This window comes from Nonomuraea turkmeniaca (assembly GCF_005889735.1).
GTDB lineage: Bacteria > Actinomycetota > Actinomycetes > Streptosporangiales > Streptosporangiaceae > Nonomuraea > Nonomuraea turkmeniaca.
Map to the genome: position 1 here is coordinate 1 of NZ_VCKY01000066.1, position 18,464 is coordinate 18,464.

At 69.7% G+C, this 18,464-nt stretch carries 16 protein-coding genes; 11 read left to right on the forward strand and 5 right to left on the reverse strand.

What is annotated here, in order from left to right; all coding sequences use genetic code 11:
- Together ETD86_RS20545 and ETD86_RS20550 are read right to left on the reverse strand one after the other, a co-directional pair.
- Nucleotides 1-981: serine/threonine-protein kinase (locus ETD86_RS20545; RefSeq protein WP_246148037.1), on the reverse strand; the 981-nt coding region annotated here is incomplete at its 3' end.
- Between the two features lie 169 nt (nt 982-1,150).
- On the reverse strand, nt 1,151-2,512 hold the full coding sequence (locus ETD86_RS20550) for an FAD-binding oxidoreductase (RefSeq protein WP_246148038.1): 1,362 nt from the start codon (nt 2,510-2,512) through the stop codon (nt 1,151-1,153).
- A gap of 70 nt (nt 2,513-2,582) precedes the next feature.
- On the opposite strand from ETD86_RS20550, the gene ETD86_RS20555 reads away from it, so the two are divergent.
- Nucleotides 2,583-3,134, forward strand: coding sequence for a hypothetical protein (locus tag ETD86_RS20555; protein WP_138667772.1), 552 nt, complete (start codon nt 2,583-2,585; stop codon nt 3,132-3,134).
- A 4-nt stretch (nt 3,135-3,138) separates the two neighbouring features.
- On the opposite strand, the gene ETD86_RS20560 is transcribed toward ETD86_RS20555, so the two are convergent.
- Nucleotides 3,139-4,344: an aspartate aminotransferase type Ic gene (locus ETD86_RS20560; RefSeq protein WP_138667773.1), complete on the reverse strand. Its 1,206-nt coding sequence runs from the start codon at nt 4,342-4,344 to the stop codon at nt 3,139-3,141.
- Between the two features lie 200 nt (nt 4,345-4,544).
- On the opposite strand from ETD86_RS20560, the gene ctaD reads away from it, so the two are divergent.
- From ctaD to ETD86_RS20600, 8 genes are all read left to right on the forward strand, one after another.
- On the forward strand, nt 4,545-6,275 hold the full coding sequence (gene ctaD, locus ETD86_RS20565) for an aa3-type cytochrome oxidase subunit I (RefSeq protein WP_246148039.1): 1,731 nt from the start codon (nt 4,545-4,547) through the stop codon (nt 6,273-6,275).
- Nucleotides 6,276-6,341: 66 nt separating this feature from the next.
- A complete protein-coding gene (locus tag ETD86_RS20570; RefSeq protein ID WP_138667774.1) occupies nt 6,342-6,575 on the forward strand; it encodes a hypothetical protein in 234 nt (77 codons plus the stop codon).
- A gap of 7 nt (nt 6,576-6,582) precedes the next feature.
- On the forward strand, nt 6,583-8,316 hold the full coding sequence (gene frdA, locus ETD86_RS20575) for a fumarate reductase (quinol) flavoprotein subunit (protein ID WP_138667775.1): 1,734 nt from the start codon (nt 6,583-6,585) through the stop codon (nt 8,314-8,316).
- Between the two features lie 76 nt (nt 8,317-8,392).
- Nucleotides 8,393-9,157 (forward strand): succinate dehydrogenase iron-sulfur subunit, encoded by a 765-nt coding sequence (gene sdhB, locus ETD86_RS20580; RefSeq protein ID WP_138667776.1) that lies wholly within the window; start codon nt 8,393-8,395, stop codon nt 9,155-9,157.
- Complete coding sequence (locus tag ETD86_RS20585; RefSeq protein WP_138667777.1) at nt 9,154-9,537, forward strand: succinate dehydrogenase/fumarate reductase transmembrane subunit; 384 nt, start codon at nt 9,154-9,156, stop codon at nt 9,535-9,537. The genes sdhB and ETD86_RS20585 overlap by 4 nt, the downstream gene beginning before the upstream one ends.
- A complete protein-coding gene (gene frdD / locus ETD86_RS20590; RefSeq protein WP_138667778.1) occupies nt 9,534-9,875 on the forward strand; it encodes a fumarate reductase subunit FrdD in 342 nt (113 codons plus the stop codon). Before ETD86_RS20585 ends, frdD begins: the two co-directional genes overlap by 4 nt.
- Before the next feature lie 121 nt (nt 9,876-9,996).
- Complete coding sequence (locus tag ETD86_RS20595) at nt 9,997-12,741, forward strand: immune inhibitor A domain-containing protein (protein WP_246148040.1); 2,745 nt, start codon at nt 9,997-9,999, stop codon at nt 12,739-12,741.
- Nucleotides 12,742-12,787: 46 nt separating this feature from the next.
- Nucleotides 12,788-13,726 carry a diacylglycerol/lipid kinase family protein gene (locus tag ETD86_RS20600; RefSeq protein WP_138667780.1) on the forward strand — a complete coding sequence of 313 codons (939 nt, stop codon included), beginning with the start codon at nt 12,788-12,790 and terminating at the stop codon, nt 13,724-13,726.
- Here the strand turns inward: ETD86_RS20600 and ETD86_RS20605 are convergent.
- Complete coding sequence (locus ETD86_RS20605; protein WP_138667781.1) at nt 13,723-14,481, reverse strand: SWIM zinc finger family protein; 759 nt, start codon at nt 14,479-14,481, stop codon at nt 13,723-13,725. The two genes, ETD86_RS20600 and ETD86_RS20605, sit on opposite strands and share 4 nt — an antisense overlap.
- Nucleotides 14,482-14,483: 2 nt before the next feature.
- Nucleotides 14,484-17,447: a DEAD/DEAH box helicase gene (locus ETD86_RS20610; protein ID WP_138667782.1), complete on the reverse strand. Its 2,964-nt coding sequence runs from the start codon at nt 17,445-17,447 to the stop codon at nt 14,484-14,486.
- A gap of 49 nt (nt 17,448-17,496) precedes the next feature.
- Here ETD86_RS20610 and ETD86_RS20615 point away from each other — a divergent pair, with 49 nt between their 5' ends.
- Both ETD86_RS20615 and ETD86_RS55275 read left to right on the forward strand, forming a co-directional pair.
- The gene (locus ETD86_RS20615; RefSeq protein ID WP_211370194.1) at nt 17,497-18,249 is read left to right on the forward strand and encodes a class I SAM-dependent methyltransferase; all 753 of its coding nucleotides are present in this window, start codon (nt 17,497-17,499) and stop codon (nt 18,247-18,249) included.
- Nucleotides 18,250-18,258: 9 nt separating this feature from the next.
- On the forward strand, nt 18,259-18,426 hold the full coding sequence (locus ETD86_RS55275) for a hypothetical protein (RefSeq protein ID WP_170223178.1): 168 nt from the start codon (nt 18,259-18,261) through the stop codon (nt 18,424-18,426).
- Nucleotides 18,427-18,464: the final 38 nt, after the last annotated feature.

Below are 18,464 nucleotides of genomic sequence, written 5' to 3' on the forward strand. Positions count from 1 at the left end.
CTGAGGGCCTGTGGGCTGCGTCCAGGGGCCGGGGTAAGCGTCCTGGCCGGGGCCAGGCTGGGCGGCACCGGTCTGTGACCCGGAGCCGGGCTGAGAGGTGCCGCCAGTCTGCGCGGCGGTCGCGGCGCCGAGCTGCTGTCCCGTCACCGGCTCGATCGCCGACGTCGGCACCGGCTGGCCGGTGAGGCGGAGGATGAGACCGTCGGCGCTGGGCCGTTGGGTGGGGTCCTTGGAGAGACAGGCGGCCACCAGGTCGCCCAGCTCGCCCTCCATCCCCCCGATCTCCGGCTCCTCGTTCAGGATCCGGTTCATCACCACCGGAATGGAGTCCGCGCCGAACGCGGGCTTGCCGGTCGCGGCGTACACCATCGTGACGCCCCAGGCGAACACGTCGGCCGCCTCCGACACGGCGGCGCCGCTCAGCTGCTCCGGCGCCAGGTACGACGGCGTCCCCATCGCCATCCCCGTGGCCGTGGCGCCGGGAGAGTCCAGGGCACGCGCGATACCGAAGTCGATCACGACGGGCCCCTCGGGCCCCATGAGCACGTTGGCGGGCTTGAAGTCGCGATGCAGGATCCCCGCGCGGTGGATGGCGGCGAGCGCGGTGGCCGTGCTGATCGCGAGCCGTTCCAGCGCCGCGCCCCGCCGCGGCCCCTCGTTGATGACCAGCTCACGCAGGGAGGGGCCGGGGACGTACTCGCTCACGATGTACGGTCGGCTGCCGTCCAGGTCGGCGTGGAGCACGGGGGCGGTGCAGAACCTGGCCACCCGCTGCGCCACCGCCACCTCGCGCAGGAACCGGGTCCTGGCGTCGGCATCGGCCACCAGGGCGTGGTGCAGCAGCTTGACCGCGACCTGTTCCCCGGAGTCGTTCTTGCCCAGGTAGACAACCCCTTGGCCGCCCTCGCCGAGCCGGGCGACGATGTCGAACGCCCCCAGCCGTCGCGGGTCGTCCGCCGCCAACGGCTGGAACTGATTCACGTCGGACCCCCATCACAACCCAATAGATGAGGCAAAACGCTACCAGCGTGACCATTGGGACGTCTGCCGGATGTGTCAGAAGGTTCATGTTCTGACGTCGCACGTCAGCGTTTCGTCGCAGGTCGGGGTGCGTGGCGACGCCCAAGGTCACGGCTTGGTCAAGGGCGGCTCAGATGGCCTTACCGGGGTTGAGGATGCCCAGGGGGTCGAAGACGGCCTTGATTCCGCGCTGGACCTCGGCGGCCACCGGGCCCGCCTCCATCGCCAGCCAGCGCTGCTTGAGCAGCCCCACGCCGTGCTCCCCGGTGAGCGTGCCGCCCAGCTCCAGCGCGTGCGTGAAGATGTCGTCCGCCGCCGCCCACACCTCGGCGGGCGGCTCCGCCGATCCGCGGTCGAAGATGAAGACCGGGTGCAGGTTGCCGTCCCCGGCGTGCGCGACCGTGCAGATCCGGACCCCGTGCCGGGCCGCCGCCGCCTCGATCGCGGTGATCATGTCGGGCAACACCGACCGCGGCACGCAGACGTCCTCCACCAGGCACGCCCCGAGCCGCTCCTTGGCGTCGTACGCCATCCTGCGCAGCCCGATCAGCTCCTCGGTCTCCTGCGGGCTGGAGGAGACGGCCACGAACGAGGCGCCGTTCTCCATGCAGATCCGCTCCATGCGCTCGGCCACCGCCTGCCCGTCGGACGCGTCGGACTGGCCGATGAGCATGGCCGTCGTGCCGGCCTCCAGCCCGAAGTTCCGCAGGTCGTTGATGGCCTCGAGGGTGGCCCGGTCGAGGAGCTCCATGAGCGACGGCTGGCAACCGGCCGCCATGATCGCCGACACGGCGGCGCCCGCGTCCCTGAGCGAGCCGAACTCGGCCGCGAACGTCGCCGGCGGCCCGGCCGGGGCCCGCCGCAGCCGCACCGTGGCGGCGGTGATCACGCCCAGCGTGCCTTCCGAGCCGACGAACAGGCCGGTCAGGTCGTAGCCGGTGACGCCCTTCATGGTGCGGCGGCCGGTGTTCAGCACGCGGCCGTCGGCCAGCACGACCTCGAGGCCGAGCGCCGAGTCGCGGGTCACGCCGTACTTCACGCACCGCAGCCCGCCGGCGTTGGTCGCCAGGTTCCCGCCGATCGTGGAGATCTGGTACGAGGACGGGTCCGGCGCGTACATGAGGCCGTGTTCCCTGGCGGCCCTGTCCAGGTCGGCGGTGATGACGCCGGGCTCGACGACGGCGATCTCGTCGGCGGGGGAGAGCTCTCTGATCGCGGTCATCTTGGCCAGCGACAGGATGATCGCGCCGTCTCCGGCGACGGACGCGCCCGCCAGGCCGGTGCCCCCGCCGCGCGGCACCACCGGCACCTGGTGCTCGCTCGCCCACTTCATCGTCGTCACCACGTCGTCGCGGGAGGTCGCCAGCACCGCACCGAGCGGTTTGCCGGGCTCCAGGAACGTCCGGTCACGGGCATAGGAGTCGATCACGTCGGGGTCGGTCAGCACGCGGCCATCGGGCAAGGCGTTCACCAAGGCATCAATCGGTCTCACATGATGCAGCTTATGGTTTGCGCAGAGTGCTCCTTAGGGACAAACTGCCCAGGTGGAAGTCAGGTGCCCGGTGTGTTCGAGGACTGACCAGGTCGTCGCGGTCCCCGGAGCGGTCGCCGCGGGGACCACGTACAAGATCGGGCGGGTCAGGTTGCCGGGCACGCGGGAGGTCGCCGACCTGCCCACCGCCGCGACGCTTGGCGCGTCCAAGCACGTGATGAGCCGCACGCAGCTCGCGGTCTGGATGTCGTTCCCCAGCCGCCACTACACCCCGTGGGCCAGGAACCAGGGCTACATCATGTTGTGCGCGGCGGCACTGGTCCACCTGGTCGTGTCACTGGTGATCGCGATGGGGCAGGACTCGCAGTGGGGCGAGGTGCTGCTCGCGCCGTTCTGCCTGACGGGCCTGTTCTGGGGGTTCGGGCTGCTGAACGTGCTCGGCTCGTACGGCGCGCGCAGACGCGACAACGTCGAGGCCCCGGCCAGGGAGAAGGCCCTGGCCGTCTGGGAGGGCCTTTACTACTGCGCCCGCGACAACGTCGTCTTCGAGCCGGAGGTCGGCGTCTCGTTCCACCCGAGCGAGACGCGCGACTACATCTTCGGCTTCAGAACGGGCCGCTAGGCGGTCAGCCGCGCTCCTCGGCGACCAGGCGCACGCACACGGCCAGGCCGTTGATGGCCTGCTCGAGCTCGTCAAGATCCGGGTACGTCGGCGCGATCCTGATCGTGCGGTCGTCCGGGTCCTTGCCGTAGGGGTGCGTGGCGCCGGCGGGCGTCAGCGCGATGCCCGCGGCCTTGGCCTTGGCCACCACCTCGGCCGCGTGCGGCACCTCCAGGCTGATGAAGTAGCCGCCCTTGGGGCTCGTCCAGCTCGCCAGGCCGCCGAGCTGCTCGGTCAGCACCTTGTCCACCAGCTCGAACTTCGGCCCGATCAGGTCGGCGTGGCGGAGCATGTGGAGAGCAACGCCCGCAGGGTCGCGCAGGAACTCCACGTGGCGCAGCTGGTTGATCTTGTCGGGGCCGATGGACTGCTTGGCGGTGTTGTGCAGGAACCACTCGACGTTCGCCGGTGAGGAGCCGAAGAACGACACGCCGGCCCCGGCCAGCGTCACCTTGGACGTGGAGGCGTAGACGAACACCCGGTCGGCGTTGCCGTGCGCGGTGGCGAGCGCCAGCAGGTCGGCCAGCTCGGCCGGGGTGTCGGTGAGGTGGTGCACCGCGTAGGCGTTGTCCCAGAAAATCCGGAAATCGGAGGCGGCGGTGGGCATGGTGGCCAGCCTGCGGACGGTCTCGTCGCTGTAGACGATGCCGGACGGGTTGCTGTACTTCGGCACGCACCACATGCCCTTGACGCTCGCGTCGGTGGCCACGAGGCGCTCGACGACGTCCATGTCGGGGCCGCCGGCGTTCATCGGGACGGGGACCATCGTGATCCCGAACCGCTCGCAGATCGTGAAATGCCGGTCATAGCCGGGCACCGGGCACAGGAACGTGATCTCCGGCTCCTCGATCCAGCGCCGCTCGGCCCCGGGGACCTTGGACAGCAGCGCGTGCACCACCGTGTCGTGCATGAGTGCCAGGCTGGCGTTGCCGCCCACGACGAGCTGCTCGGCGGGCACCTGGATCAGCGGCGCGAACAGGGCGCGCAGCTCGGTGAGGCCCTGCAGGTTGCCGTAGTTGCGGCCGTCGGTGCCGTCGGCCGCCTTGTAGGACGACGGCAGTTTGAGCATGTCGTTGGAGAGGTCGAGCTGGCGCGGCGACGGCTTGCCCCTGGTGAGGTCGAGCGAGAGCCCTCGCTGGACGAGGGCGGCGTAGTCACGCTGAGCGGTCACAGAGATCTCTCCTCGGAATCGGTCCCAGACCGCCAGGATAGAAGAACCCACCGGACGCTCCGGCCCTCATCCGGGATGTGGGACAAGCGACGAGCAAAAACATGGGCGGTCAATGTCAAAGAACGACTTCCCGAGCGGCTGCGGTTGGCGTGGAATGGGTAGATCGGGGCAGGCCCAACTCCGCACTGGAGGGAGCAGCCGTGACGACCGTTCGCGAGCCCTCGATCGAGCAGGTCCGGCGCCGCCGTACCGGGACCGTCATCGCCTCCTGGTTGTCGACGACCGACCACAAGGTCATCGGATACCTCTATCTGATCACCTCGTTCGGGTTCTTCCTCGTGGCCGGGATCATGGCGATGATCATCCGGGCCGAGCTGGTCGCGCCCGGCATGCAGCTCGTCAGCCAGCTGCAGTACAACCAGCTCTTCACCATTCACGGAACGGTGATGTTGCTGCTGTTCGCCACGCCGCTGTTCGCCGGGTTCGCCAACGTGGTGATGCCGCTGCAGATCGGCGCGCCGGACGTCGCCTTCCCCCGGCTGAACGCGGTGGCGTACTGGTTGTTCCTGTTCGGCGGGCTGATGGTGGTGGCCGGGTTCTTCACGCCGGGCGGGGCGGCCGACTTCGGGTGGTTCGCGTACACGCCGCTGTCGTCGGCGGTCTTCTCGCCGCAGATCGGCGCCGACCTGTGGATCATGGGGCTGGCGCTGTCGGGGCTCGGCACGATCCTCGGCGCGGTCAACTTCATCACCACGATCATCGGCATGCGGGCGCCGGGGATGACCATGTTCCGCATGCCGCTGTTCACCTGGAACGTGCTGCTCACCAGCATGCTCGTGCTGATGGCGTTCCCGGTGCTGGCGGCGGCGCTGCTGGTGCTCGAGTCGGACCGCAAGCTGGGCACGCAGGTCTTCGTGAGCGACAACGGCGGGCCGCTGCTCTGGCAGCACCTGTTCTGGTTCTTCGGCCATCCCGAGGTGTACATCATCGCGCTGCCGTTCTTCGGGATCATCACCGAGGTGATCCCGGTGTTCAGCCGTAAGCCGATCTTCGGCTACATGGGGCTGGTCGGCGCCACGATCGCGATCGCCGGGCTGTCGATGACGGTGTGGGCGCACCACATGTTCCCGACCGGCCAGGTGCTGTTGCCGTTCTTCTCGTTCATGACGTTCCTCATCGCGGTGCCGACCGGGGTGAAGTTCTTCAACTGGATCGGCACCATGTGGCGCGGGCATCTGTCGTTCGAGTCGCCGATGTTGTTCGCCGTGGGTTTCCTCGTGACGTTCCTGCTCGGCGGGCTGACAGGCGTCATCCTGGCCTCGCCGCCGCTCGACTTCCACATCAGCGACACCTACTTCGTGGTCGCCCACTTCCACTACGTGGTGTTCGGGACGGTCGTGTTCGCCATGTTCGCCGGGTTCTACTTCTGGTGGCCGAAGATGACCGGCAGGATGCTCGACGACCGGCTCGGCAAGGTGCACTTCTGGACGTTGTTCATCGGCTTCCACACCACGTTCCTGGTGCAGCACTGGCTGGGGCAGCTCGGCATGCCCAGGCGTTACGCCGACTACGGCGCGGCCGACGGTTTCACCTGGCTCAACCAGGTCTCGTCCGTCGGCGCGTTCCTGCTCGGCGCCTCCACGCTGCCGTTCCTCTACAACGTGTTCAAGACCACCAGGCGCGCTCCCAAGGTCACGCTGGACGACCCGTGGGGGTACGGCAACTCCCTGGAGTGGGCCACCTCCTGCCCGCCGCCCCGGCACAACTTCACCAGCATTCCGCCCATCCGCTCCGAGCGGCCCGCCTTCGACCTGCACTACCCGCGGGAATTGGAGGAGCGGCCCTCGGCGGTGGAGGAGGGCGAGGCGGTCGATGAGGTCGAGGGGCGCGAAAATCCTGAGGTCCCGCGTCGCCAGGACACATCCGACTGACCTTTCCCGAACCAGATCGCGGTGCTTGTGTGGAGATGACGTTTCGCCTATCTAAGGAGATCGGCGATGACAGGCACGAAGATCCCCTTCGACCCCGAGACGGCCCCCTGCGGAAAGAAGTCCGGAGGTCAGCGCCTCGTCGACGACGACGGCTACGGCCTGCTGATCCGTGACCAGTTCTTCGACTGCGGCTGCCGCCGGATCCGCCACGAGTACCACGACGGAAGCATCCATCTGTCCGCCATCCGCCACGACGGCAAGCGGGTGAAGGACCCGATCCAACCCGACCACGGGAGCTGAGGCATCAATGATCGACGTGCTGATCGTCGGGGGAGGCGGGGCGGGCCTGCGCGCGGCCATCGCGGTCGCCGAGCTGGACCCGTCGCTGAAGGTGGCGGTCGTGTCGAAGGTCTACCCGATGCGCAGCCACACCGTCTCCGCCGAGGGCGGCGCGGCGGGGGTGATCGGCCTCGACGACACCCTCGATGAGCACTGCTACGACACGATCTCCGGCGGCGACTGGCTGCCCGACCAGGACGCGGTCGAGGCGTTCGTGTACGAGGCGCCGCGCGAGCTGATGCAGCTCGAGCACTGGGGCTGCCCGTGGAGCCGCGAGCCGGACGGCCGCGTGGCCGTCCGGCCGTTCGGCGGCATGAAGAAGATGCGCACGTGGTACGCCGCCGACAAGACCGGCTTCCACCTGCTGCACACCCTGTTCCAAACAACCCTGAAATATCAGGACATCATCAGGTACGACGAGTGGTTCGTCACCAAGCTCGTCGTCGACGACGGCCGCGTCCACGGCGTCGTGGCAGTGGAGATCAGAACCGGCCGCATCGAGACCATCCCCGCCAGGACCGTCATCCTGGCCACCGGCGGCTGCGGCCGGGTCTTCCCCTTCACCACGAACGCCGCCATCAAGACCGGCGACGGCATGGCCCTGGCCTACCACGCCGGCGCGCCGCTGAAGGACATGGAGTTCGTCCAGTACCACCCGACCGGCCTGCCCTTCACCGGCATCCTCATCACCGAGGCGGCCAGGGCGGAGGGCGGCTGGCTGATCAACAAGGACGGCTACCGCTACCTGCAGGACTACGACCTCGGCAAACCCACGCCCACGCCCAAGCTGCGCAGCATGGAGCTCGGCCCGCGCGACCGGCTCTCCCAGGCGTTCGTGCACGAGCAGGAGAAGGGCCGCACCGTCGACACCCCGTACGGACCGGTCGTCTACCTGGACCTGCGCCACCTCGGCGAAGGCAAGATCGACACCCGGATCCCGTTCGTGCGCGAGCTGTGCAGGAGCTACCAGAACCTCGACCCGGCCACCGACCTCATCCCGGTGCGCCCGGTCGTGCACTACATGATGGGCGGCGTCCACACCGACATCGACGGCGCCACCCCCGTCGCCGGCCTGTACGCGGCCGGCGAGACCGCCTGCGTGAGCATCAACGGCGCCAACCGGCTGGGCTCGAACTCGCTGCCCGAGTGCCTGGTCTTCGGCCGCCGCGCCGGGACCGCCGCCGCCGAGTTCGCCCTGTCCCACCGGGACGGCGAGGCGGCGGCCGTCCGCAGCCAGGGCGACGACGAGCGGCGGCGCTTGGAGCGCGCGCGGGAGGGCAGGAGGACCGGCGAGCACGTCGCCGACCTGCGTGAGCAGATGCAGCACACGCTGGAGGGCGCGGCCGGCATCTACCGCAACGGCGACGTGCTGGCCAAGGCCGTCGACACGCTCGCGGAGCTGCGCCAACGCGCCGACGAGGTGTGTTTCGACGACACCGGGGCCGCCTTCAACACCGAGCTGATCAACCTGCAGGAGCTGCACACCATGCTGGACGTCGCGCAGACGATCGTGGCCTGCGCGCTGAACAGGCAGGAGTCGCGCGGTGCGCACCAGCGCACCGACTTCGCGGCCAGGGACGACGCGAACTACCTGGCGCACTCGCTGGTGCACCGCGCCCCCGACGGCACCCCGTCGGTCACCCTGCTCCCCGTGACGATCACCCGCTGGCCGCCGGGAGAAAGGGTCTACGGCCGTGACTGAACCCGACGTAGTGAGCGGAGTGGGGGTGCCGTGAAGCAAGCGACCTGCGGAGCGAATGAGGAGGGTGGAGGAACCAATGAGCGCGCCTGAGACGAAGGAAGCCATCGAGCGGGCGGCGTCGACGACCATCCGGCTGGAGGTCGCGCGTTACCGGCCCGGTGAGGACGATGCGCCGGCCTTCCAGCCGTACGACGTGCCGCTCATGGCCGACTGGGCCGTGCTGGACGGGCTCAACTACGTCAAGGACCACCTCGACGGCAGCCTCACCTACCGCTGGTCGTGCCGGATGGGCGTGTGCGGCTCCTGCGGCATGAACGTCAACGGCGAGCCGCGCCTGACCTGCGGCACCTTCCTGTCCGAGTTCGGCGGGGGGCCCGTGCGGATCGAACCGCTCAAGGGCTTCCCAGTGATCAAGGACCTGGTCGTGGACATCGACGACTTCCTGGCCAAGCTGTCGTCCGTGCGGCCCTGGCTGGTCAGGGAGGGCGAGGAGCTGCCGCTGAGCACCGAGTACGCCCAGACGCCCGCGCAGCTGGAGGCGTACAAGCAGTACAGCATGTGCATCAACTGCCTGCTGTGTTACTCGGCGTGCCCGGTCTACGTGCTCGACCCCGACTTCCTCGGCCCGGCCGCCATCGCGCTCGCCCAGCGCTACAACCTGGACTCGCGGGACATGGACGACCGGTTCGACGTGCTCAATCAGGACGAGGCCGTGTGGGGGTGCACGTTCGTCGGCGAGTGCACCAAGGTCTGCCCCAAGCACGTGGACCCGGCCGAGGCCATCCAGCGTTACAAGCTGACCGCCGCCATGCGTTCGGTGCTGCCCTGGAGCAGGCGATGACGGCCACGTACCGGCCGCGCCGCGACAATCTGTGGTTCGCCCGCACCCGCAGCTACACGATCTTCGTCCTGCGCGAGCTGACCAGCGTCTTCGTGGCCTGGACGATCGTCTTCCTGCTGATGTTCCTCGACGCGGTCCTCGGCGGGCGCCTGCCGGAGTTCGCCGCGCTGGCCGGGCAGCCGTGGATGATCGCGATCAACGTGGTCGCCCTCGCCGCGACCTGCTTCCACGCCATCACGTTCCTCAACCTCGCGCCCAAGGCCACCGTCGTCAGGCTGGACGGCTGGCGGGTGCCCGCCTGGATGATCCAGGGCGGCAATCATTCGCTCTGGGTGCTGGTCTCCGCAGTGATCGCCTACTTCGTCCTGAGGTCGCCATGAAGCGCACGCCGGAGCCGTACCTGTGGTTGTTGTTCAGCGGCGGGGGAGTGGTGGCCGCGCTCGTGCTGCCCGTGCTCGTGCTGCTGTTCGGGGTGCTCATGCCGCTCGGCGTGGTGGACTGGCCCACCGCCGAGCACCTGCGCGCGCTGGTGGATCACGCGCTCGTGCGACTCGCGCTGCTGGTGGTCGTGGTGTTGTGCCTGTTCCACGCGGCGCACCGGATCAGGTTCACCAGTGAGGAGCTGCTCGGCATCGCCAGGTTCGACCTGGTGATCGCGGTGATCTGCTACGGCGGCGCGATCGCGGGCGGCGTGATGGCCGCGCGATTGATGAGCTGATTGTCGTAGTTTGATCACGTTTCAACAACGTACTTTACGATCGGTTGATTGACGCTCTAGCGTCCGGCATTGCACACCCTATGGCCATGCGCCCGGCGATCCCGGGCAGAGAGGGTTCCTGGTGCCCAGCACGAAGCGCTTATTAGCAGCCTTCCCGGCGATCGCCCTCCTTGGCGCCGCCCTGTCCGTGCCCAGCGCTCAAGCGGCGTCCGTCGCGCATTACGAGCCCGCGGTCTCGGACTTCTACATCAACTACGCGCCGCCCGCGGTCGGGGACGACCCGGAGGAGCCGCGTCCGACCGGGGTGAACGCGCGTTCGCTCACCCCGGCGCAGAAGTTCGACAGGAAGTTCTCCAGCGGCAACCCGGCCGCCGGCCGCATTCTCGCCGCCCGCGAGAACGAGGCCATCAGGACCGGCCGCAACCCGGCTGACTGGATCTTCAAGAACTCCAAGCAGACCCGCACCGCCAAGCTCCTGACCCTCCTGGTCGAGTTCAACGAGCAGGCCAACGACGACTTCTCCGGCTTCAACCGGCTGCGTACGGTCAACAGCGGGCCGGACGACTGCCTGGTCGAGCCCCCGGGCACGCTCATGAACGGCCCCCTGCACAACAACATCCCTGACCCGGCGACGCTCCCGCAGAAGGACAACAACTCCTTCTGGGTCAAGGACTTCAGCCCCGAGCACTTCAACAAGATGCTCTACACCGACAAGGGCATCACCGAGCGGGTCCGCCCCGACCTGAAGGACCCGCGCGACGGCAAGCCCGGCATCGACATCTCCGGCTTCACGATGAAGAAGATGTACGAGGAGATGTCGAAGGGCGCCTACTCCGTCACCGGCTCGGCGGTCGGCTGGATCAAGGTCCCGCACTCCGAGGCCTGGTACGGCGCCGCGGCCTGCGGCGGCGCGCCCCAGGACATGTCGGGCCACCCCGACAACCCGCTCGGCGCCCAGCAGCTGGCCATCGACTCGGTGACCACGCTCGCCCAGACCCAGCCGGACTTCCCGTGGGCCGACTACGACGTCGAGGACATCTCCGACGCCGACGGCGACGGCAACCACCAGGAGCCCGACGGCGTCATCGACCACCTGGTGCTCGTGCACGCCGGCAAGGACAAGTCCTCCGACGGCGGCGCCGAGGGCACCTACGCCATCTGGGCCCACTCCAGCGCGGTCGCCGGCGGCTACAAGGTCCCCGGCACCGACAAGAAGATCTCCAACTACATCGTGCAGCCCGAGGACTCCGGCGTCGGCGTCTTCGCCCACGAGTACGGTCACGACCTGGGCCTGCCCGACCTGTACGACACCTCGGGCCAGGCCAGCTCCGCGGTGGACTTCTGGGACCTGATGTCCAGCGGCTCCCACTCCGGCCCGATCTTCCAGTCCATGCCGACCCACATGGGCCTGTGGGACAAGTGGGTGCTCGGCTGGGCGAACCCGAAGACGTTCAACCCCGGTGACGCCTCCAGGCTCGTCACGGTCGGCCAGTCCTCGCGCACACCCAGGCTCACCGAGGACGGCGTCCGCGTGAACCTGGCCTCCGCGCCACAGAAGATGATCGACGTCCACAGCGGCTCGAACGCCTGGTGGAGCGGCCTGGACCAAGACTGGGCCAACCTCACGCTGACCCGCGACCTGCCCGTCCCCGCCGGCACCGATCTCAAGTTGTGGATGTGGAACAACTATGTGATCGAGCAGGACTGGGACTTCGGCTTCGTCGAGGTCTCCACCGACGGCGGCGAGACGTGGGCCCAGCAGAAGATCTACGACGAGGCCGGCAACGAGGTCAGCACGCCTGACGACTACCCGGACCCCAACAAGAACCTCAAGGCCTTCGGCAACAAGAAGTACGGCCTCACCGGTGACAGCGGCGGCTGGCGGCACGACTACGTGAACCTCACGCCGTTCGCCGGGCAGACGATCAAGCTGCGGCTGGCCTTCAACACCGACGCCGCCTTCCAGGAGCGCGGCTGGCACGCCGACGACTTCCAGCTCACCAACGGCGGCACCGCCGTGTGGAGCGACGACGTCGAGGGCGGCGACAACGGGTGGAAGGCCGTCGGCGGCACGTTCACCAACACCAGCGGCCAGGGCTGGACCCGCAACAACGGCGAGCGCGAGATCTCCCGGTTCTACCTAGCCGAATGGCGCAACTTCGACGGCTTCGACAAGGGGTTGCAGTACACCTACGACACCGACTACCTCCGCGACGGGGCGTGGAAGGTGCAGAAGCTGAAGTACAACGCGCCCGGACTGCTGGTGTGGTACCGCGACTCGACGTTCATCAACAACAACCTCGGCAGCACCCTGAGGCTCCCGCCGAGCCTCGGTCCCAAGGGCAGCCTGCTGGTCGTGGACTCGCACTACGAGCCGCTGCGCCGCACCGGGACCGCGGCCGAGAAGGACCCGACGGCCAACAAGAACCTCCAGGGGCGGGTGCAGACGTCCAACGCCGCGTTCGGGTTCGGCAAGACGTACCCGTTCAAGGAGTGCCTGGAGGCGCCGGCTGAGCCGTTCAGCGAGTACTGCACGGACTTCCCCGCGCAGAAGGGTGTCTCGCACTTCACCGACGCCAAGACCTGGTACCCGGGCCTCGAGGTGCTCAACGGCGCGCTCGCCTACCGGGACTTCGACGCCTCGGTGGTCGTGCCGTCCAAGGGTGACCAGACGTACACCACCCGCGTGGTGCACGCGGACGGCACCCCCGCCACGGAGCTGTACGGCCAGGTGGCCGCCGGATCCGTGCTCGGCACCGGCAACCCCGGCGACGAGGGCAAGGCGCTGGGGGTGCAGTTCAAGCTGCTGAGCCCCCTTCCTGGCAACCTGGGCGCCATTGTTCAGGTTGTACCGCCTAAGAAGTAAATCAACGGGCCGCCGGGGGTTCCCGGCGGCCCTACGATTGATGACCATGAGCGAACTGCGCACCAAGACCGAGCACACCGAGGCGATCTTGAGGGATCGCCGGGTGGCCGTGGTGGTGAACACTCGCTCGCGCCGGGGCCGCCGCCACTACTTCGAGGTGATCGAGCAGATCCACAACCTCGGGTTCGAGCCGCTGGCCGAGCTGTCGGTCTACAACCCCAAGAAGCTGCGCGACCTGCTCGACACCGCCCTGGCGACCAAGCCCGACCTGCTCATCGTGGGCGGCGGCGACGGCACGCTCTCCTCGGCCGTGCGCCACGTGGCGCACCGCGACGTGGCGCTCGGCGTGCTGCCGCTCGGCACCACCAACAACTTCGCCCGCAGCCTCGGTCTGCCGCTCGACCTGGCCGGGGCGATCAGGGTGTTCGCCACCGGCAAGGTGGCCGACATCGACTTGGGCATGGCAGGCGACCGGGAGTTCGCCAACCTGGCCAGCTTCGGCGTGTCGGTGGAGGTGGCGGGCAAGGTCAAGCCGTGGCTCAAGCGCATCGTGGGCCGGCCCGCCTACCCGCTGACGGCGCTGACGATCCTGCCCAACCACAAGCCGTTCCGGGCGTACATCACGGTGGAGGGGCAGCGCCACGAGCTGCTCACCCACCAGCTCAACATCGCCAACGGCCGCTTCCACGGCGGCTGGCAGGTGGCCAAGGACATCAGCATCGACAACGGCCTGCTGGTGGCCTACCAGCTCGGCTCGGGCAAGAAGCTGCGGCTGCTCGGCGAGACCCTGATCAGGGCGACCACCGGCCGCTGGCGCAGCCTGGCGGGAGGGCCGTTCGTGGTCGGGCGGGAGATGTACCTGGAGACGGACCCGCCGATGGCCGCCGACGTGGACGGCGAGGTGCGGCTGCGCACCCCGATCCGGCTCCGCGTGGTCCCCAACGGCGTGCGCGTCATGGTGCCCGCCTCGTTCGAGGACCGCTAACCCAGCTCCCGGTACGCCGGTCCGAGCACTCGCGCCAGATCACCGGGCGGCGGGAAGACTCGGAGCAGCAGGTCAGGGGCGGCGGCCGCGGGGCGGCGCTCCGGGCGGCGCGCCGTGGCCCCAGGGGCGTAGAAGTCGGCCAGCCGGTCGGCGAACGGCACGTCCTCCACCCGCAACTCCTCCACGGTCTCGCCGGCCAGGGACCCGAGCAACTGCTCGCGGGTACGCCCCCGCCAGGCCAGCACCAGGAACGGGTCGTCGTCGAACGACTCGGCCAGCAGGTAGAGCACCGCCGACAGGTGCTTGCACGGGAATCCCCAGTCCGGGCACGAGCAGTCCATGTCCAGGTCGCGCGGGAACAGATCGACCCCCATCGCGGCGAACAGCTCCTCGATCTCGACCGGCATCTCCCCGGCCAGCAGCTTGGCGCGGTAGACGGCCTGCGCCGCGATGGCCTCCTCGAGCGCGGCCCACCGGCTCTCGGCGTACGCCTCGATCCTGATCACGATCTCGTACGGGGTGCGCCGCGAGCCCTGCACGGCCGCCCTGACCTCGCCCGCGGACAGATCGATCGACACGACCTGGCCCTGGCGGGCGTAGGCCCGGCCGCGCGAGAGCCGCCCCTTGTCGCAGATGCGCTCCAGGATGTCGATGAACCGCCTGGACCACCAGGTCGAGCCGATCGTGCCGCGTTGCGTGCGGGCCCTGATGCCGCCGTCCACCTTGATCGGCTTGCCGCCGTCGAACCACGCCATGGTCAGCTCACCCCCTCCGCGGTCAGGCGGAACACCTCGCGCAACTCGTCGGTCGACAGGTCCGTGAGCCACTCCTCGCCGGTGCCGACGACCCGCTCGGCCAGCGCCTTCTTGCGCTCGATCATCTCGTCCACGCGTTCCTCCAGGGTGCCCGCGCAGATCAGCTTGCGTACCTGGACGTTCTTGCGCTGCCCGATGCGGAAGGCGCGGTCGGTGGCCTGGTCCTCGACGGCCGGGTTCCACCAGCGGTCCACGTGCACGACGTGGTTGGCGGCCGTCAGGTTGAGCCCGACGCCGGCCGCCTTGAGCGACAACACGAACAACATCGGCTCCGGGTCCTGCTGGAACCGCTCGACCAGCCGGTCGCGGGTCTTCTTCGGCAGCCCGCCGTGCAGCCACAGGACCGGACGGTCCAGCCGTTGGGCCAGGTACGGCTGCAGCATCGTCCCGAACTCGGCGTACTGCGTGAAGAGCAGCGCCTTCTCGCCCTCCGCCAGGATCTCCTCGGCCAGCTGCTCGAGCCGGGCGAGCTTGCCCGACCGCCCCGCCAGCCGGGAGCCGTCCTTGAGCAGGTGGGCTGGATGGTTGCAGACCTGCTTGAGCTTGGCCATGGTCGCCAGCACCAGGCCGCGCCGCTCGATGCCCTCGCTGTCGTCGATCTTGGCCAGCATGTCGTCCACGACCGCCTGGTAGAGCGAGGCCTGCTCGGGCGTGAGCGGGCACCACTCCTTGACCTCCAGCTTCTCCGGCAGATCCGAGATGATGGATTTGTCGGTCTTGAGGCGGCGGAGGATGAACGGGCCCGTCGCCCGTTTGAGCGCCCGGGCGGCCTGCTCGTCCTGGCGCGCCTCGATCGGCTCCTGGAACCTGGTCCTGAACCGCGATCGCGATCCCAGCAGCCCCGGGTTGGCGAACTCCATGATCGACCAGAGCTCGGCGAGGTGGTTCTCGACCGGGGTGCCCGTCAGGGCCAGCCTGGACGGCGCCGGGATCGACCGCACGGCCTGGGCCTGCAGCGTCCCGCTGTTCTTGATCGCTTGGGCCTCGTCGCACACGACCCTGCGCCATTCGTGCTGTTTGAGTATCTCCAGGTCGCGTTGCGCGGTGCCGTACGTGGTGATCACCAGGTCGGCGCGCTCGATCTCGGCGGCGTCGCGGCCGCTGCCGTGGTGCACGTAAACCCGCAGCCCCGGCGCGAACCTGGCCGCCTCCCGCTGCCAGTTCCCCACCAGCGACATCGGGCACACCAGCAGCGTCGGCACGTCCGACCGCTCGTGGACGAGCAGGGCCAGCGTGGTGATCGTCTTGCCCAGCCCCATGTCGTCGGCCAGCACCCCGCCGAGGCCCAGCTCCGACAGGAAGCTCAGCCACGCCAGGCCGCGTTCCTGGTACGGCCGGAGCATGGCGTCCAGGCCGGCCGGGGTCTTCAGCGGTTCGAGCCGCCGCTCGGCCTGGCCGGACAGCAGGTCGCCGAGCACGCCGTCGGCGTCGATCTCCAGCAGCGGCAGCTCGTCGTCGCCTTCCACGACGTGCCGGAGAATGTCGGCCGCCGTCGCCTCCCCCGCGCGGTCGCCCTCCACGGCCCTGAGCGCCGCCTTCAGCTGCCTGTCGTCCAGCTCCACCCACTGGCCGCGCACCCGGACCAGCGGCACCTTGAGCCTGGCCAGCTCGGCCAGCTCCGCCTCGCTGATCGTCTCGTCGCCCACCGCCAGGTCGATGCGGAAGTCGACCAGCTGCCGCATCCCGAACCCCTGGCTCACGGCCGCGGTCTGCGCCTTGGTCCTGGTGGTCAGCTTGAGGCCGAGCTTGGTGCGTCCGGCCCAGCGGGGCAGCTGCACCCCGAACCCGGCCGCCTGCAACAACGGCGCAGCCTGCCGCAGGAACCCGAACGCCCCCGCCGTGTCCAGCGCCAGCTCGCTCGGCTCCGGCACGCGCAGGGCGCGGTCCAGCTCCGGGTAGAGCCGGACCGCGCGGCCCAGCCCGGTCAGGAGCTCGCGTTCCGGGACCGGGGGCAGGCCGGGCACCCGGGCGCCGCTCCACACCTCCGCGGCGGGGACGTAGAGGCTCGGGTCGTCGGCGGCCTGCAGCGCCAGCTCCACCCGCCAGTCGTCGGTGTCCTCCGGCTCCAGCAGCCGGAAGCACACCCGCGCCGCGCCCTCGGCCGCCGTCGCGGCGTCGTGCCACTTCTCCAGCTCCCCGCGCAGCTCGGGCACGTCGGGGCAGGCGGGGTCGTCGCCGGTCAGCGCCGCGAGCCAGCGGTCCTGGAGGGTTCTGGGGCGGGCGACGAGGGGGTCGGTGAGGGTCTGGCGGACGAGCGCGTCGGTGAAGGCGTCGAGTGCTTCGCGGAGCACGCCGGCGGAGGGGCGCTCGGTGCGGGACGTACGGCACACGGGCGGCATGGCCAGCGCCAGCTCCCGGAAGTATCCGGCGTCCGCTCCGGTGACCACGGGCCGCCAGACGGCTCGCGCATCGGCCTCGGGAGCCGCCCACATGTCCCTGGAACCGCCGGCATGACCGGTCGCGGGAGGTATGAGCTGGGGGATGACGCGGCCGCGGCGTACCAGGTCGCGGGCGAAGTCGGCGACGGCGGCCCAGTGGCGCATGGTGGCGGTGCCGGTGTGGCCGGCCGGCACGCGCAGCGCCACCGCGGCCGGCGGCACGACCGCCGGGACCTGCCACAGACGCAGCCGCGGCCGGGCGACCTCAGACAGCCGGCCGGTCTCCGGTGACGGCAGCGGCTCCTTGACCGAGCCGGGCAGCAACAACTCCAGCGTCCGCTCCGGCACGTCGTCGAGCCCGAGCACGGCCGCGACGCCCGAGGCGGGCACGGCGAACGGATGCGGGCGCGGCTCACCGCCCCGCCGCGCGCGGGCCGGGTCCGGGGCGGGCGCCGCAGAGGCGTCGTCGCCGTTCTCCGCCCAGAAGGCGAGCCCGTCGGCCGCCCAAACCCCGTGTACCAGCACCACGGCAGGTTACCTCCGACGACCGAAGATCAGGCCCGGCTAGGATCCTCACATGGGGTTCTCGGGGGCGGAGAGCAAGTGGCGGGCGCGGCTGGGGACGCTGCGTGACGTGGTCAGACAGGAGCTCGTCACCAGACAGCTCGCCGAGCACCTCCCGCCGCCACCGCGACGGGTCCTCGACGTCGGCTGCGGTCAGGGCACGCAGGCACTCAGGCTGGCCGCCAGAGGAGACGAGGTGACCGCCCTCGACGCCTCCCGCGAGCTGCTGGACCTCCTCGAGTCCCGGATCGAGCCGGGCATGCGGGTCCGGGCCATCCAGGCCAAGGCCGAGAGGCTGGGGGAGCTGTCCGAGCCGGCGAGCTTCGACGTGGTCCTGTGCCACGGCGTGCTGATGTACTTCGACGACCCCGGCCCGCTCATCGCCGCCATGGCCCGCGTGCTCGCCCCCGGCGGCCTGCTCTCACTGCTCGTCCGCAACGGCGACGCCCTGGCCCTGCGGCCTGCGCTGATGGGCGACTGGCGCGAGGCGCGGCTGGCGTTCGACGACACGCGGTACGTCAACAGGCTCGGCGTCGCGGCCAGGGCCGACCGGCTGGAGGAGCTCACCGGGCGGCTCGCCGAACTGGGACTGGAGAGGCGGGAGTGGTACGGCGTGCGCGTGCTCAGCGACGCCGTTCCGGACGACGCTCCCATCCCCGACACCCTCGACGACCTGCTGACGGCCGAGGACCGGGCGGGCAGGACCGACCCCTACCGAGGAGTTGCCCCGCTCATCCACCTCCTCTGCGAGAAATCCGAGAGTTAGCATGAAGGTATGAACCCTCCCGGATCGTGGTGTGAACGGCCGAAGCCGCAGGCGCCGCCGTGCGAGCTCCCGTCCCCGTGGAGCAAGCCGCGGCAGCCGGACAGCTGGTGCGACGTGCCGAAGGACCCCGTGCTTTCGGTTCTCGGTTTCCTGCTCAAGGGCGCCAAGCGCAGATAGCGCGTGATAGAAGGCCATGCGGCTGGGTAGTCGCCTTC

What these genes read in the sequence shown, in the direction of transcription:
- ETD86_RS20600 (WP_138667780.1), top strand. Translation starts at nt 12,788, where the DNA reads ATGAGCGAACTGCGCACCAAGACCGAGCACACCGAGGCGATCTTGAGG.
- frdA (WP_138667775.1), top strand. Translation starts at nt 6,583, where the DNA reads ATGATCGACGTGCTGATCGTCGGGGGAGGCGGGGCGGGCCTGCGCGCG.
- ETD86_RS20570 (WP_138667774.1), top strand. Translation starts at nt 6,342, where the DNA reads ATGACAGGCACGAAGATCCCCTTCGACCCCGAGACGGCCCCCTGCGGA.
- ETD86_RS20605 (WP_138667781.1), bottom strand. Translation starts at nt 14,481, where the DNA reads ATGGCGTGGTTCGACGGCGGCAAGCCGATCAAGGTGGACGGCGGCATC.
- ETD86_RS20585 (WP_138667777.1), top strand. Translation starts at nt 9,154, where the DNA reads ATGACGGCCACGTACCGGCCGCGCCGCGACAATCTGTGGTTCGCCCGC.
- ETD86_RS20615 (WP_211370194.1), top strand. Translation starts at nt 17,497, where the DNA reads ATGGGGTTCTCGGGGGCGGAGAGCAAGTGGCGGGCGCGGCTGGGGACG.
- sdhB (WP_138667776.1), top strand. Translation starts at nt 8,393, where the DNA reads ATGAGCGCGCCTGAGACGAAGGAAGCCATCGAGCGGGCGGCGTCGACG.
- frdD (WP_138667778.1), top strand. Translation starts at nt 9,534, where the DNA reads ATGAAGCGCACGCCGGAGCCGTACCTGTGGTTGTTGTTCAGCGGCGGG.
- ETD86_RS55275 (WP_170223178.1), top strand. Translation starts at nt 18,259, where the DNA reads ATGAACCCTCCCGGATCGTGGTGTGAACGGCCGAAGCCGCAGGCGCCG.